Origin of the sequence: Streptomyces antnestii, from assembly GCF_004005495.1 — a bacterium.
GTDB lineage: Bacteria > Actinomycetota > Actinomycetes > Streptomycetales > Streptomycetaceae > Streptomyces > Streptomyces antnestii.
Genome location: NZ_RZYA01000009.1, coordinates 291,273 through 306,633 on the forward strand (window position 1 = coordinate 291,273; position 15,361 = coordinate 306,633).

13 protein-coding genes are annotated in these 15,361 nt (G+C 71.2%); 8 read left to right on the forward strand and 5 right to left on the reverse strand.

Features of this window, described 5'->3' with window-relative positions; all coding sequences use genetic code 11:
* Window positions 1–31 precede the first annotated feature (31 nt).
* A complete protein-coding gene (locus EOT10_RS21045) occupies window positions 32–1,018 on the reverse strand; it encodes a hypothetical protein (RefSeq protein ID WP_127829802.1) in 987 nt (328 codons plus the stop codon).
* Window positions 1,019–1,212: 194 nt separating this feature from the next.
* Between EOT10_RS21045 and EOT10_RS21050 the strand changes: the two genes are divergently transcribed.
* From EOT10_RS21050 to EOT10_RS21070, 5 genes are all read left to right on the forward strand, one after another.
* Entirely contained in the window at window positions 1,213–2,187 is a 975-nt protein-coding gene (locus EOT10_RS21050) for an AraC family transcriptional regulator (RefSeq protein ID WP_223281117.1), read from the forward strand.
* A 177-nt stretch (window positions 2,188–2,364) separates the two neighbouring features.
* On the forward strand, window positions 2,365–4,026 hold the full coding sequence (gene mhpA / locus EOT10_RS21055) for a bifunctional 3-(3-hydroxy-phenyl)propionate/3-hydroxycinnamic acid hydroxylase MhpA (RefSeq protein ID WP_127829804.1): 1,662 nt from the start codon (window positions 2,365–2,367) through the stop codon (window positions 4,024–4,026).
* Window positions 4,023–5,099, forward strand: coding sequence for an alpha/beta hydrolase (locus EOT10_RS21060; RefSeq protein WP_223281118.1), 1,077 nt, complete (start codon window positions 4,023–4,025; stop codon window positions 5,097–5,099). Before mhpA ends, EOT10_RS21060 begins: the two co-directional genes overlap by 4 nt.
* A gap of 3 nt (window positions 5,100–5,102) precedes the next feature.
* Window positions 5,103–5,969 (forward strand): dioxygenase family protein, encoded by an 867-nt coding sequence (locus tag EOT10_RS21065; RefSeq protein WP_127829805.1) that lies wholly within the window; start codon window positions 5,103–5,105, stop codon window positions 5,967–5,969.
* Entirely contained in the window at window positions 5,966–7,018 is a 1,053-nt protein-coding gene (locus tag EOT10_RS21070) for a maleylacetate reductase (protein ID WP_127829806.1), read from the forward strand. The genes EOT10_RS21065 and EOT10_RS21070 overlap by 4 nt, the downstream gene beginning before the upstream one ends.
* Window positions 7,019–7,200: 182 nt before the next feature.
* Here EOT10_RS21070 and EOT10_RS21075 read toward each other — a convergent pair whose 3' ends face one another.
* Window positions 7,201–8,517, reverse strand: a complete 1,317-nt coding sequence (locus EOT10_RS21075; RefSeq protein WP_127829807.1) for a hypothetical protein — start codon at window positions 8,515–8,517, stop codon at window positions 7,201–7,203.
* A gap of 567 nt (window positions 8,518–9,084) precedes the next feature.
* Between EOT10_RS21075 and EOT10_RS21080 the strand changes: the two genes are divergently transcribed.
* Complete coding sequence (locus tag EOT10_RS21080; RefSeq protein WP_189491876.1) at window positions 9,085–10,470, forward strand: purine-cytosine permease family protein; 1,386 nt, start codon at window positions 9,085–9,087, stop codon at window positions 10,468–10,470.
* A 42-nt stretch (window positions 10,471–10,512) separates the two neighbouring features.
* Here EOT10_RS21080 and EOT10_RS21085 read toward each other — a convergent pair whose 3' ends face one another.
* Entirely contained in the window at window positions 10,513–10,785 is a 273-nt protein-coding gene (locus tag EOT10_RS21085) for a hypothetical protein (protein WP_127829809.1), read from the reverse strand.
* Between the two features lie 503 nt (window positions 10,786–11,288).
* Window positions 11,289–12,209 carry a hypothetical protein gene (locus EOT10_RS21090; RefSeq protein ID WP_127829810.1) on the reverse strand — a complete coding sequence of 307 codons (921 nt, stop codon included), beginning with the start codon at window positions 12,207–12,209 and terminating at the stop codon, window positions 11,289–11,291.
* A gap of 252 nt (window positions 12,210–12,461) precedes the next feature.
* Here EOT10_RS21090 and EOT10_RS21095 point away from each other — a divergent pair, with 252 nt between their 5' ends.
* Complete coding sequence (locus tag EOT10_RS21095; RefSeq protein WP_127829811.1) at window positions 12,462–12,857, forward strand: LppU/SCO3897 family protein; 396 nt, start codon at window positions 12,462–12,464, stop codon at window positions 12,855–12,857.
* Between the two features lie 6 nt (window positions 12,858–12,863).
* Here EOT10_RS21095 and EOT10_RS21100 read toward each other — a convergent pair whose 3' ends face one another.
* Window positions 12,864–14,099, reverse strand: coding sequence for a YeiH family protein (locus tag EOT10_RS21100; protein WP_223281119.1), 1,236 nt, complete (start codon window positions 14,097–14,099; stop codon window positions 12,864–12,866).
* Between the two features lie 138 nt (window positions 14,100–14,237).
* On the opposite strand from EOT10_RS21100, the gene EOT10_RS21105 reads away from it, so the two are divergent.
* Window positions 14,238–15,167: a LysR substrate-binding domain-containing protein gene (locus EOT10_RS21105; protein WP_127829812.1), complete on the forward strand. Its 930-nt coding sequence runs from the start codon at window positions 14,238–14,240 to the stop codon at window positions 15,165–15,167.
* Window positions 15,168–15,361: the final 194 nt, after the last annotated feature.

Genomic DNA, 15,361 nt, shown 5'->3' on the forward strand with positions numbered 1-15,361 from the left:
AGGTGTTCGAGGATGACGGGCGGGCGCGGAGTCAGACGTGACGCCGGAAGCGGGCGTACGCCTTCTCCGGCTGCGTCATGTACTTCCAGGGCCAGGGGGTGCAGGCGCCTTGGAGATCCCGGAAGACGCGTGGCAACGCGATGCTCTCGGAAGCCAGCGACAACGCCATGGCGAAGATGTTGAAGTCCTCCTGCCAGCCCGGACGACGCGCATAGGCGGGGTGGAGAATGCTGCGCTCGGCCGCGTCCAGCAACTCGTCCTGGATATCGGGGGTTACGAGGCAGTCCTCGCTGTCCGACTCCACCCACTCCTCGATGTGGGCCATGGCGATGACACAGCCGATACGGTGGCCCTCGGGCGCGCCGGCGAACGCCTCGCGGGCGAACGCGAGGGCCTGGCCGGGCTCGCCGCCCCAGCGGGGCTGCAGCTGCGACACCCACTCGATGTGGGTCTCCAGGTCCAGCGGTTCGCGGCGCAGGGCGGCGTCGAGCCGGGTCCCGTTGATGTCGGGGCCCAGCGACATGCCTCGGCCGGAGGTGAGGAGGCTGCGCCAGGGGGTGACCCATTCGGGCCTCGACTCGGCGGCCTCCAGGAGCTGTTCCTCGGCGATGTGGAGCCGCTCGTGGAAGACGCGCCACTGCTCCTGCGTGACGTTCACGGCGCGGTCGGAGGTACGTGCCTCCCAGCCCCAACTGATGTGCCGCGCACCCGATATGAGCAGAGCCGTAGCCCGGTGCTCCTTGTCCTCCTCGACGGCCCGGCCGATCCAGCCCTGCACACCGTCGAGTTCGGCCAGTTCGCCCAGGACCTGGTGGTCGCGGCCGAGGTCGAAGGGAGCCAGCGCGGCCTTGACCGCCTCCCAGTCACCCGCCCCGGCCGCCTCCACCAGCGCGAGCACCCGCGTGTCCCCCAGCGCGCGCGGCGTGTACACGCCGCTGCGCTGTCTGCGCGTGACGGGAAGGGCGTACGGATCCGCCGCCGGCCTGTCCTCACTCTTTCCGAACAGCTTGCCCAACATGCCGCGCCCTCCCCAGGTCCCGCGTGATCATCCGGTGCAGCATAAGGGTGACCACCGACACCGCTTCCACAGGGTTTTCACGGGCACGTCACGGGGCGGGACCGGCCCCGGCACAGCTCCATCTCATTGAGCGCAGGAGCGCCGGAGCATAGCCTGATGGGAGACGGTGCAGCAGGTGAGAGGCGGTGAGGCGCGTGGCCACCCTCGAACGCTTCGTGGTGCTGCGGACGTCGGACATCGAGGCGTTCCGCGCGAACGTCGCGCAGCTCCTCACACCCCACAAGCTGGCACGCGTCGGCAGCAGTGGTGTGGTGCACGCCGACCTGTCCATGGCCGACCTCGGACCGGTGCGGCTGATCCACGGTCGCAACACCGGGGTCGAGCTGCGCGCGGAGCTCACCGAGCAGGTCTCGTACTACGACGTGAATCTCGCGCTGTCCGGCGTCAACCTCCTGACTGCCGGAGATGAGGAGGTCGTCCTCGGGGAGCGCACCGCCGGGGTCATCTCGCCCCGGATGCTGGCCACGATGCGGCTGAGTGACGGCTACAGCCAGCTCCACGTCCGGATCGAGCGGCACGCGCTCGAACGGCACCTGGAGGAGCTGCTCGGCAGTGAGGTGCCGGGCCCGATCCGGTTCCGCGCCGCGATGGATCTGACCCGCCCCGCCGCCGCGTCCTGGTCGCAGGCGGTCCGGCTGCTCGTACGGGACCTCGACACCCCCGACGGCCTGGCGACGACCGGCGAGCACAACCCGTGGTCCCGGTTCCTGATGACGGGCCTGCTGCTCGCCCAGCCGCACAACTACTCGGAGCAGCTGGAACAGCACCGGCTCGCGCCGCGCCGGCCTGCGGCGCTCAAGCACGTCATCGACCTCATCGACCAGGACCCGGCGGCGGAGCTCACCGTGGAACGGCTCGCGCTGGCAGCCGGCATGACGCCGCGCTCGCTCCAGCGCCAGTTCAAGGAGTACGTCGGGATCCCGCCGCGCGAGTACGTCCTGGGCGTCCGGCTGTCCCGCGCCCACCACGACCTGGGGCACGCGGGGCCCGGAGTCACCGTCGCCGACGTTGCCCTGCGCTGGGGGTTCGCCCATGTACCCCGCTTCGCGGGCGCCTACAAACAGCGCTACGGCGTGTCTCCCTCGGCGACACTGCGCGGCCGCGCCTGACACGCGCGCCGAGTGATCTGTGACGGCCGGCATACGTCGTGTCGCCCACCGGATCACCCCGTCGCCCAGCGGATCGTCACGGCGGCCGGCCGTTCCTAACGTCGTGCCCGTCTCCGAGAGCCGCCGGAGCGGGAGCGCACGGCTCCTCGCCCACGTGAGGGATGCAGAGGGATACACATGAACATCGAGCACGACGTCACCATCGAGCACGACGTCGCCATAGATCATGACGTCGCCATCGAGTACGACGTCGCCATCGTGGGCTACGGGCCCAGCGGACTGGTGCTGGCCTCCGCACTCGGAAAGGCCGGTCACCGGGTCGTGGTCTTCGAGCGCTGGCCGGGCCTCTACGGGCTGCCCCGGCTGACGCACATCGACGGTGAGACCGCGCGCGTCATCGCCTCCGTCGGCGACATCGGGCACGCGCTGCGCGACGCCCTCCCGGTGCCGGACTACCACTACCTGAACGGCGCGGGCGAACTGCTCATCGAGCTGGACTGGCGCGGCGAGTCGTGCGGCTACCCGGCCCACATCTCCATGTACCAGCCCGACGTCGAGGACGCCATCGACCGGCACGTGAGGGCCTCGGGCAACGTCGAGGTCAACCAGGGCTGGTCGGTCGTCAACGTGCAGGCGGGCGACGACCACGTCGAGGTCACGGCCAGACCGTGGAGCCAGTCCCGGACCGGCCAGTGGTCGCACAGTGACGAGGAGCGGACGGTCACCGCGAAGTACCTCGTCGGCGCCGACGGCGCGAACAGCTTCGTGCGGGCGACCCTGGGCATCGAGCGCAGCGACAACGGCGTCGACGACCGGTGGCTCAACATCGACACCGAGCGGCTGCGGAAGCTGCCGGACCACTTCGACCAGGCCAAGGTGTTCTGCGACCCCGAGCGCGGCCATATGTTCATGCCCATCGGCAGGAGCCGGCAGCGGTTCGAGCTGGCGGTGCTGAAGGGCGAGGACCATGCGCCCTTCGAGGACCCGGAGTTCGCGTGGGCCTGGCTGAGGAAGACGCACGGCCTCGGTCCGCAGGACGTGCGGATCCTGCGCCAGGTGGTGTACACCTTCCAGGGCCGGATCGCCGAGTCGTGGCGCCTGGGCCGGGTCTTCCTGGTCGGCGACGCCGCGCACACGACCCCGCCGTACATGGGTCAGGGCGCCTGTTCTGGGATGCGTGACGGCATCACCCTGGGCTGGAAGCTAGACCTGGTGCTGCGCGGCCTGGCCGGCGAGGAACTGCTCGACACCTACGAGACCGAACGCCGTCCGCACGCGACGGCGATCACCGAGATCTCCACCGCCCTCGGCCGGGTGGCCAACACCCATGACCGCGTCGAGGCGGCCGCCCGCGACGAGGCGTTCCGGACCGGTGACGTGCCCCCGCTCCCCGCGTTCCCGACCCTCGTGGCCGGTGTCGTCCACCACGCGCCGGACGGAGCGGTGAGCCGTCCGGCGGGCACGCTCACCCCGCACGGCACGGTGCGTACGTCGGCCGGTGAAGGGCTGTTCGACGATGTCGTCGGCCGTGGCTTCTGTCTGGTGAGTGCCCGCGGCTGGCAAGCGGTCCTCGACGGCGGCCGGCGTTCCTTCCTCGACGCGCTCGGCGTCAGCACCGCGACCCTGAGCAGCGGTGCCGAAGACTCGGTCGACGACGTGGCCGGCACCTATGGCGCGTGGCTGGCCGACCAGGGCTGCGAAGTCCTGATCGGGCGTCCCGACCACCACCTGTTCTGGGCGGGCACCCTGGCGGACCTGCCCGAGGCGGTCGACCAGCTCCGGGCCCGCCTGGCATGGACCGCCGCCCCCGCCCCCGCCCCCGTAGGAGTCGAGGCATGAGCACCTCCCAGCGTTCACTGCCGCCGGCCGAGGTGCTGTGGCGGGCGATGTCGCCCACCCGCATGCTCGACTGCGGAATGGACTACGCCGACGTGCTCGCCCTGCGGTCCCTGACCGATGCCGGAGTTCCCTGGGACGAGGCGGCTGAGCGGCTGGCCGCGGCCGGCCGGGAACGGGGCGAGGCGGCCTGGTCCGCCGGTCACCTGGTCACCGCGCACGCGGCGTTCCGCTCGGCCGCGGCGGACCTGCTCTTCGCGCAGATGGCCTTCAACCACGACGAGCCGCGCAAGGCCGAGCTCTACCGCCGGTTCACCGACGCGGTCGCCTCGGCGGGCGCACTCGCGGACCCGGTGTGGGAGCACGTGTCGCTGCCCTTCGACCACGGTCGCCTCTTCGGCTGGCTCGTCCGGCCCACCGGCCCCGCGCGCGGCACCGTGATCGTGTTCGGCGGGCAGAGCGGATGGGGTGCGGCCTACCTCAGGGCGGCCGACGCGCTGTCCGCCCGTGGCCTCGCCGCCTTCCTCGTGGAGGGTCCCGGCCAGGGGCAGAGCCGGATCGAGGGCGGACTGCGCCTCGACGTCGACGTCCGCGCCGCGTACTCGGCCTTCGTCGGTCACGTGCTGGCCGATCCGTCGCTGGGCGGCCGGGTCGGCCTGTGGGGCAACAGCATGGGCGGGCTGTACGCGGGCACGACCGCCGCCGCCGACCGGCGGGTGAGCGCGGTCTGCGTCAACGGGGCGCCGGCCCGGCCCCGCGTCCTCGGCTTCCGCACGTTCGACGAGCAGGCCGCGGCCATGCTCGGCACCACCGACACCGCCGCCGTCGAGGTCAACTTCGAGCGTCTCGCCCTGCGGCCGGACGACCGCATCTCCGGCCCGGTGCTGGTGCTGCACGGCGGGCGGGACCCGATCGTCACCCTCCACGACCAGCGGCCGTTCCTCGACGCGGCGCTCGGGGCGGCTACCCTGCGCGTCTGGGACGACGGCGAGCACACCGTCTACAACCACGCCGACGAACGGACGGCCTACGTCGCCGACTGGTTCGCCGACCATCTCGGTGGCGAAGGAGAGTAGGGCATGGACTTCGACGAGCACACCGCGCTCGATGCCGTGCTGGCGAGTTTCGCCGACACACCCGACGAGCGGCTGCGCGAGATCCTGGGCGCGGTCACCCGGCACGTCCACGCCCTGGTGCGGGAGCTACGGCCGACGACGGCCGAGTGGGAGAGCGCCATCGGTTTCCTCACCGCCGTCGGACAGATGTGTGACGAGACCCGGCAGGAGTTCGTCCTGCTCTCCGACGTGCTCGGGGTGTCGATGCTGGTCGAGACCCTGAACGGCGACGCGCACGGCACCGAGGGCACGGTCCTCGGCCCCTTCCACATGACCGACTCGCCCCGCCGCGAACTCGGCGACTCCATCGACGAGTTGGGCACCGGCGCCCCCTGCGTCGTCACCGGCACCGTCACCGACCCCGACGGAGTGCCGGTCCCGGGCGCCGTGATCGACGTATGGCAGTGCGACGAGAACGGCTTCTACGACGTGCAGCAGCCGGACGTACAGCCGGCGGGCAACGGCCGCGGGCTTTTTCGCGCCGACGACGAGGGCGGCTTCTGGTTCCGCACGGTCGTGCCCTCGCACTACCCGATCCCGACGGACGGCCCGGTCGGCGGGCTGCTCAAGGCCACCCGCCGCCACCCGTTCCGCCCGGCCCACGTGCACGTCATCGCGACCGCTCCCGGCTTCACCCCGCTGACCACCCACATGTTCGTGGCCGGCAGCCCCTACATCGACAGCGACGCCGTGTTCGCCGTCAAGCAGGCCCTGGTGTGCGACTTCGCCGAATCCACCGACACTGCCGAGGCCGAACGCTACGGCGTACAGGTGCCGTTCCGGCACGCCCACTTCCCCATCCGTCTCGTCCGGGCAGGAAATCCCTCATGAGTTCGTTCATCTACGACGCCCTGCCGATGCGGGTCGTGTTCGGCTCCGGCAGCCTGGCCCGCGTCGCCGGCGAGGTCGAACGCCTCGGCCTGAAGCGGGCGTTGGTGCTGTCCACCCCGGCCAGGCGCGAACTGGCCGACCGTGTGGCCATGTTGCTGGGCGACCGGTCCGCGGGGGTCTTCGACCAGGCCCGTATGCATGTGCCGGTCACGACCGCCGACGCGGCGCAGGCCGTGGGCGAGGAACTGGGTGCCGACGGCTGGGTGGCTACCGGCGGAGGGTCGACCATCGGGCTCGCCAAGGCACTCGCGTTGCGCGGCGGACTGCCCGTCGTCGCCGTCCCCACGACGTACGCCGGTTCCGAGATGACGCCGATCTGGGGGCTCACCCAGGACGGCCGCAAGCAGACGGGGCGCGACCGGGCGGTGCTACCGCGGGCCGTGGTCTACGACCCGGACCTGACGCTCACCCTGCCACCGTCGGTGTCGGCGACGAGCGGTCTCAACGCCGTCGCCCACGCGGTGGAGGCGCTGTACGCGCCCGACGTCTCGCCGGTGATCGCCGCCATGGCCGAGCAAGGGGTGCGCGACCTCGCCGCGGCCCTGCCGGTGATCGTCGAACGGCCCGGTGACGCGGCCGCCCGAGCGGCCGGTCTCCAGGGCGCCTGGCTGTGCGGCGCCTGCCTCGGCGCGACCACGATGGGCCTGCACCACAAGCTGTGCCATGTGCTGGGCGGCATGCTCGACCTGCCCCACGCCGAGACCCACGCCGTCGTGCTGCCGCATGTGGCGGCGTACAACCTTCCGGCGGCGCCGTCCGCGGCGGCGGCCCTGCGCCGCGCACTCGCCACCGACGACGCGGCGGCCGCGCTGGCCGGTCTGGGCTCCCGGCTCGGCGTGCCGACCGGCCTGCGCGACCTGGGCGTCGGCGAGGCGGACCTGCCCCGGATCGCCGACGAGGTGCTGACGCACCCCTACTCCAACCCCCGCCCGGTCACCCGCCCCGAACTCGAAGCACTTCTGCACGCGGCATGGGAGGGCCGGACCTGACCCTCGACGTGTCCGCGGGCGTCGAGCCGCTCACCACTCCACGACGTCGGAGGCCGCCCATCGCTGGGTCACGCGGGCGAGGCCGGCTGCTCACCGGGTCCCGGTGAGCAGCCCCACCGCCGGACATCCGGGAATCGCCGGACATGGCTGGGTGTGACCCGGCGGCCGAACCTCCTGGTCCGTCAGTTGGCGTCAGGAGCGACGATCTCGGGCAGCGCCTTCTCGAAGGAGTCGGCGACCGTCAGGCTCGGGAGGATGTGCCCCTGGTCGTCGGCGCTCTTGACGAGACCGGCACCCCAGGCGGAGCTGCGGTAGCGCTGGTTGGGTGTGCCGTGGTGCCCGGGATTGGCGAAGCCGCAGTCGCCGACGTTGTAGAACGTCTGGAGGTCCTGCAGGGTGTACGCCTTGTTGAGCGACTCGCCGCGCTTGTGGACCGTGAAGTACGTGCCCATGGCGTCGGCCATCAGCTCCGTACGGCGGGTGGCCTCGGCCTCGTCGGTGATGTCGGTGTCGAAGAGGTTGTCCGAGTACTGGACCTGGTGCCCGAACTCGTGGGCCAGCACGGCACGTCCGCCGACCCGGCCGAGGCCGAGCTCGTTCCACATCTGGAGGATGCCCTGGCCCATCGCGACGCGGCGGGTGATGCCGAGCGACTCGAGCATCGCCTGCGAGTCACCGGAGTGGGCGGGGTCGATCGCGAAGGCGTTGAGCGAGAACATCGGGTTGTCGACGCCGCCCGGGAACCCGTTCAGCTTGCCCGAGCTGAGACCGCCCTCGACACCCCACTGGAGGAAGAGCGCGGCGAGCGGGCTGATCTTGCCGATGCCCTTGTACACGTACTGGCGGTCGGCCGCGGCGTCGGGGCCGAGGACCTTGCCGTCGAGCGAGACGAGTCCGACGTTGCTGGTGTCGACGTCCCAGAACCGCTGGAGGTTCGTGAAGGTGCGAGCGAGCTCGTCGGTGTTCGCTCCGTTCGGGCCGAGAGCGGTCTCGTGCGGGTTGGTGGGCGTCTTCATCAGGGTCCAGTACTGAACCAGCAGGTCGGGCGACAGGCCCAGGAAGCCGTTCTGGTACCAGTCCCACGAGGCAGGGTCGATCTGCGCGATCTGACCGCGGGTCCACTCTCGGAAGTCCGTGGTCGAGCACTGGTAGTCACCGGGGTTGATGGCCCCGGAGGTCCACTCGTTGTCGACGCCGGCAGCGGTGAACACGGCCTTGATCCGGGTCCGGGACTCCGCGGCGGCCGCGACGAGCGCCTGGTCGGACGAGCCTGCCTCCTCGGCGGCCGCTCTGGTGGCGGCGTCGAGGTCGAGCCCGGCGACGTAGTCGTTGAACTCCTTGCGGAGCTGCGAGATGTCCGCGGTCTGGGCTGCCCCGCCGGCTGCGGCCGCGGTGGCGGGGGCCGAGGCGGGGGTGAGCGCGGTGGCTGCTGTGGCGCCGGTGAGTGACATGGTCGCAAGCGACGCGACGGCCAGGGTCGCCAGGATGGAACGCTTCATCCGTACTGACTCCTCAATGTGGCCAGGCTCGGTGTGCCTGGGCGTGGTCGGCTTTCAAGCGACGCCGAGCAGGTCGGTGAGAGACCTTCGAAGTGGCGGGCGCCAGACATGTCCGGTGCCGGACAGGCCAGTTGATCGGCGCGCGCGTTCCCTCGGCGCTGTACGGCGTCGCTGAAGTCAACTCCTGTTCCAGAAAGGCAAGTTGCGTGCACGAGGTGCGCAGTCGACGTTCGCAGCGAGGTGACGCTGAGGCAATGAGCGATCACGTGCGGGTTTACGCCTTGGCGTCTATCCGCCACGTTCCGTAGTGCGGCCACCATGGCGAAGGGAGCCGGTCGTGCGGGGCGGGGCGCGGCACGGCTCACCGGCCGTCGGCATCGGCGAGCGGTGCCAGCACTGCGAAGGAGATCGCTGTCAACGGATGACAGTGTCCTGGCCCGCGCGAGCGGCGACCATCAGGGAATCCCCGTAACAGCGCCCCCACGCGCCGTCGGGCATCAGGGACAGCCAGGGAAAACCCGCGTGACACACGTCCCCCGCCGCCCAGCCTCAGTGAGGTGTCCGCACATGCCCCCTCCCTACGCCAACCCCACCCCCGACCACACATCCGACCACGCACCCGAGGCGCGCGGCTCGGCCGCCCACCGCGTGGCCGAGGCCACCGAGGACTACTCGGCGGACCGTCTGCCGCCGGAACAGCGGCGGTCCACGCTGTCGATCACTCTGGTCCGCATGGGCTTCACCGTGTCGGCGACCGACCTCCTGTACGGCATGTCGCTCGGCCTGTTCTTCCCGTTCTGGACCGGTCTCGCGATCGCCGTCGGCTCGTCGGTCGTGGTCAGCGCGGTGTCGATCCTGTGCGGCCTGATCGGCCAGCGCGAGCGCATCACCACCGCGCTCGGCCTCAAGGCCGCGTTCGGGCGTGACGGCAGCCGGATCCCGTCGCTGGTGATCGCGCTCTTGTCGGCCGGGTTCGTCGGCTACAGCACCGGCATCACGGCAGGCGTCCTGCCCGGGGGCAAGGACCCGTGGCTGAGCCTCGTGTACTGCGTGCTGCTGAGCGCCGCTTACACCGCCCTGTCGATCGTCGGCTTCGGCAAGGGCCTCACCTGGGTCGGCCGGATCAGCGTGCCGCTGATGCTGGTCACCGTCGTCATCGCGGCCGTCGCCGCGATACGGCACGCGGGCGGACTCGCCGCGGTCATCGAGGCCCAGCCGGTGCGCGCGGGGGAGGCGACGGCCTTCGCCATGTTCGCGCTCGGAGTGAACAAGTGGATGACGGGCGCGACGGTGACACCGGACATCACCCGGTTCGGGAAGTCGCGTGCGACCGTGTTCACGACGACGGTCGCCGAGTTCATGGTCGGCAACTTCGGCTTCAACCTGCTGGGCATCCTCCTCGGACTCGGCGTCGGCCGGGCCGACATGGGCGCCGCGTTCGGCGTGGTCGGCATTGGCGCGCTCGCCGCCTTCGCCATCTTCGTGCAGGGCTTCCCGCACGAGGTCAACAACATGTACGCGGCCAGCCTGGCCGGCCGCACCGCCGTGGACCTGCCACGGATCACGGTGAATGTGATCGCGGGCGTGATGGCTTGCGGCCTCGCGTACTACGGCCTGACGGCGGGCATCCTGGACGCCTTCCTCACGTACCTCGGCTACCTCGGATACGCGATCCCGCTCATCCCGGGCATCCTCGTCGCCGACTACTTCCTTCTCCGGCGCGGCCGCTACGACCTGTCGGAAGCCGCCGTGGCCACCGTCAACCGCCGCGCGGTATGGGCGTTCGCGACCGGCCTCGCGATCAACCTCGTACTCGGCTTCGGCTTCGGCGACCACTCTGGCACGCACTCCCAACTGACGGGCGCGCTGCTGTACGTCCTGTTCTCGCTGCCCCAGCTACGTGCGGCGCGCGCGGCACGCCGATCCGATCCGGTCAGCGCGCCCATGGGCTGACCGGATCGGGGGTCTGAGCGAGAGGTGAACCGTCGCGAGACTCTATGGAGGAGGGCTCAGTGCCTGTTGGGCCGCCAGGACGAACGCCCGTTTCGCCTGGTCGAGTTCGTCAGGTGAGGCATGGCGTCGCAGGTGACCCAGCACGTTCTCCGCCGCCGCCGTGACGTCGGGCGGCCCCTCCAGGGTGACTCCGCCCAGGGCCCGTTCCAGCTGAGCTTCGTCGTCCGCGTGGCCTCGGCCTGTCCGCTCCGTGAGGATCCGGGCGTCCGCGGCTCCGAGGAAGTGCACGTACGTCTGGCGCCTGACCTCCAGCATGCGGGCCCCTTCCCGTACTCCGGCCGCGTTCGACGTCCACGCCGAGATCACCCGGGACGGTATTCGGGTTCGCCGGCACCCCGCGGGTCTCGGCTCGCCCGGGCGCCATCTGGCCGTCGAGTTCGGTGCCGCCGGTGAGCATCTGGTGCGATCGGCGGGCCTGCTCTACCGCCGCCCCCTTCCGTCGCCGCCGGATTCGGGCGGCGTGAACTGGACCGCGGGCGGGTGGACCCGTCACGCTCTCACCCAGTACCCGGGCTGTCGGTCCGCCGCCGCTCTGACTGCTGCTGAGAACGCGCGGGCGCACGTCCCCCTACCTGGTGACGGCCGAGCCGAGCCAAGGAGGAAGACAGGTCGTGCGCGTCGACTTGCTCGACCGTCATACAGCCCTCTCCGGCCATTCCGGCCCCTCCGGCCTGTCTGCCAATGCCTCACTCGACACTGAACTGTAGCGCCGCGTGACCGGACAACAGCCGTGTGGCGATAGCCCGGTTGCCTGTGCGCTAGGCCCCGGTCGGGACGGAGTTGGCGGGGTGGATGTCGTCGTAGACCTTGGTGGCCGGTTCGGCGGTGACGTACTGGTGCAGTCCCGAGTCCGTCAGCCGTCCCTCGTCGGCGAACAGGCGGGTGCCCTTCTTGCAGAGCTGCTCGTTCCCGCGGGCCCGGGAGGCGAACTCCTCGGGTGTGTCCCCGAACCACTCTCTGAGCTGAGGGGACTCGGAGAGGAGCTCGGTGAGCAGCCGGCGCTCGCCGGGATGCGTACGGGGGTTCCCGGAGCCGTCGCGGAGGACTCCGTAGCGGTGCACGTAGAGGTAGGCGCCGCCGAGCAGTTCACCCGATTCCAGTGCCATCGGGAAGTCCTCCGGCGGCAGGAGGACCCGGTCGTACCCGCCGTCGGGATCGGAGATTCCCTCGCTGGCGTCGACGATCTCCAGCTGGGCGGCGTCGAGCCAGGTGATGAACAGGTCCCGGCTCAGCCCGGGCGCGTGGAACGGCGACGCGGAGACATAGCCCAGCGAGCTGACGTGTCCCGAGACCCCGAGACCGATCCCTGTCACCCGCGCCTTCACCATGGGGATCGTGGAGGAGACCCCAAGTCCGTTCATTTTGTGGCGCAGTTGGGCGGGGCAGGCGTTGGAGCCGACCGAGATGACGGGGTAACGGTCTCCGACCAGGGTCTGGCTGGCGCTCCTCAGGGCGTAGTTGAGGGGGACCGGGCCGTCGCCCGACTTGCCCGGGCGAAATCCGCCGGGAGGTTGTTCCACCATCCACTTGGCGAGCCGCCGGTTCTCCCTGGCCTTCAGGCGCAGGAACCGGTTCTGATGCAGGAGACCCGATTCCGTCGGCCAGGCACCGGGGTAGCTGAGGGGGTGCTCGCGGGGGGCTTCGGAGAGACCGAGTGCTTCGAGCGTACGATCGTCCACTGTGCCGTCAGGCCTTTCGCCGTCGGATGGCTGCCCTGGGATGACGAGTGCGTGGTCATCGTGAGTGAGTGGTACGCGGTCATCGTAAGGAACGTGAGGCCGTCCTCATGGAGGGCCGAACTCGGCGTGTTCAGTCCACGTGCGGCCGTTCCCCTCTTCTGACAGGGGCAACGGATGACGTGTACAGGTCGTGGTCTAGATTCGTGGTCGCCTTCGTGCGTCCCCCACTGCCTGATTGCCTGAGGAACCGCCGTGTCCGAACTTCCGCCCCTGGGCGTCCCGACCGCTTCGTACTCCTCGGCGCAGATCCGCCGCAATCGGCTGATCTTCCTCGGTGTGGTTCTCGTTCTCGTGGGCCTGGTGGCGCTCTGGGCCTTCGGCCCGTCCGACACGAAGGACCAGTCCGCGTCGCTCAAGGCCGGCGACTGCTTCCAGAACGTCGGGACCGACAAGGCGGCGAAGGCCGAAAAGCTCGACTGCACCGACCCGCACGCCGACTACAAGGTCCTCAAGATGGACAAGAAGGGCGTCGTCGACACCTTCTCGTGCTCGGGCGTACCGGGCACGACCGGCTCGCTCACCCAGTCCGGCGCGGGAGACTGGTTCGTCGTCTGCTTCAAGGACAACGACGAGCAACCCAAGAAGTAGGTGTGGTCACGTCGTGAGCAGGACACCCGCGTAGCTCACCGATGCGACGACCGCCCAGGAGGCGAGGCCGAGCAGGGCCGTTCGGGCTCCTGACCGGGCGAGCGACGGCAGATGTACGGCGCTGCCGAGGCCGAACAGGGCCATGGCCAGGAGGAGTTGCTGCGCGGTGTCCGCCGCGTCGAGCACTCCCGTGGGGAGCAGGCCCGTGCTGCGCAGGGCCGTCATCGCCAGGAAGGCGATCACGAACAGTGGCAGCACGGCCGGGCGGCGGGTGCCCGCCGACCGCGGGCCGCCGGCCGCGTCGTGGGCCCGGCGGCGCCGGTGGGCCACGGCCACCCCGGCGACCAGCGGAGCGAGCATCGCCACGCGGATCAGCTTGACCATCACGGCTTCGCCGAGGGCGGCCGGGCCCGCGGTCTGCGCGGTGGCCACGACCTGGCCGACATCGTGGACGCCCGCGCCCACCCACCGGCCGAACTGGACGTCGTCGAGGCCGAGCGGGTGGTGCAGCAGGGGAAGGACCGCGATGGCGAGGGTCCCGCACAGGGTGACCAGGGCGACCGAGGTCGCCACGTCGGCCGCCAACTGCCCGGCGTCCTCGTCCTCGTCCTCGTCCTTGCCGAGCGCACCACTGACGGCACCGATCGCGGAGGCGCCGCAGATCGAGTAGCCGGTGGCGATCAGCAGTGGCTGGTCGCCGGGCAGGCCCAGTTTCCGGCCGAGCCACCAGGTCCCGAAGAAGGTCGCGAGGACCACGCCGAGCACCATCGTCACCGTCGCCCAGCCGAGGCCCAGGACGTCGCCGACGCTGAGTTTGAGTCCGAGCAGCACGATCCCGGCGCGCATCAGTCGCTTGCCGGCCGTGGAGAGCCCCGCACGGCCCCGACCGCGTACGAACGCGTGGACGCCGGGGACATGCGCCGCCGCGACTCCGAGGACGACGGCGGCGGTCAGCATCGGCACGGCGGGCAGCAGAGCGTGCACCGCCTCGGCGAGGCCGAGCCCTACGACGCCGAGCGCGAGGCCGGGAGCGTTGCGACGCACCGGACCCGGTGCGGGCGAGCCGTCGGCCGGTGCGGACACGGCGCCCGCCGGTGCGGACACGGCGCCCGCCGGTGCGGACGCGGTGCCCGAAGGTGCGGACGCGGTGCCCGAAGGTGCGGGCGCGCCGGCGCCCGATGACGGCGTCGCCGGGGGTCGACCGGGGGACGGTGAGTCGGTGCGTTCCGTGCTCATTGTCATGATCACCAGCGTGCGAGGGATCCCCGTGGCCCGGTAGACACCAATCCGACCCCAGGTCATAGGGCTCCCCTATGAGCGATTTCTTCGAGGGTCTACGTTGAGGAGGCCGCATGAGAGGCGGCGCATGAGAGGTGTCGAATGAACGAGCGCGGCGAGGCCCCGGACAGGGGTCAACGGCCGCTGCCCGACCTGCAGTCACTGCAACTCCTGGTCACCGTGGCCGAGACGGGCAGCCTGGGCCGGGCCGCGGTGCGGCTGCTCATCAGCCAGCCGTCGGCCAGTGCGCGGATGCGCACCCTGGAGCGCCATCTCGGGCTCCAGCTCCTGGACCGGTCCACCGCCGGGTCCCGGCTCACGGCGGCGGGAGCGGTGGTGACCGACTGGGCCCGGGCGGTGCTCGAACAGGCCGCGGCACTGGTCGAGGGGGCGGCGGCTCTGCGGTCCCGGCAGGACAGCCGGCTGCAGGTGGCCGCCAGTCTGACCATCGCGGAGGAGCTGATGCCGGGCTGGCTCGTCACCCTGCGGGACAGCGCGCCGGACGCCCATGTCGGGCTGACGGTGACCAACAGCTGGGGCGTGGTGGAGGCACTGCGCCGCGGGAGCTGTGATCTGGGTTTCGTCGAGGGTCCCCGGGTCCCCGACGATCTGCACCGCTCCGCGGTGGGACGCGACCGGCTCGCGGTCGTGGTGACGCCCGGCCACCCCTGGACGCACCGCCGCAGCGCCCTCACCGGGCGCGAACTGGCGGACACCCCGCTGCTGTTGCGTGAGGCGGGCTCCGGCACGCGGGAGACGCTGGAGCGGGCGCTGCGCGCGTACGACGGGATCTCCGTGCCGGTCCTCGAACTCGGTTCCACCGCACCGCTGCGCAGCGCGGCGGCCCGGGGTCTGGCCCCCGCGGTGCTCTCCGCTCTCGCTGTGCGCGAGGACGTGGCGTCCGGCCGGCTCGTCGAGGTCGAGGTCGATCCTTCCGTCCGGCTGCAGCGGGTTCTGCACGCGGTCTGGCCCAAGGGACACGAACTGCCGGAGCCGGCGCTGCACTTGCTCCGGGTGGCGAAACAGCGGTAGGGCGCAGGCGGCGGCAGCACGGCGGGATCCGACCGTGCTGCCGCCGCCTGCGCCCCGGTCGAGTCGCCGGAAAGCGCGGGAGGGGTGTGTCGCTCAGCCGAGGACGGCCTCCGCCTGCAGGGCGCTTGCCAGGGCGAGGGCCGCGATGTCCGGTCCGGTGCAGCCCCGCGAGAGGTCGTGCAGGGGCGCGGCCA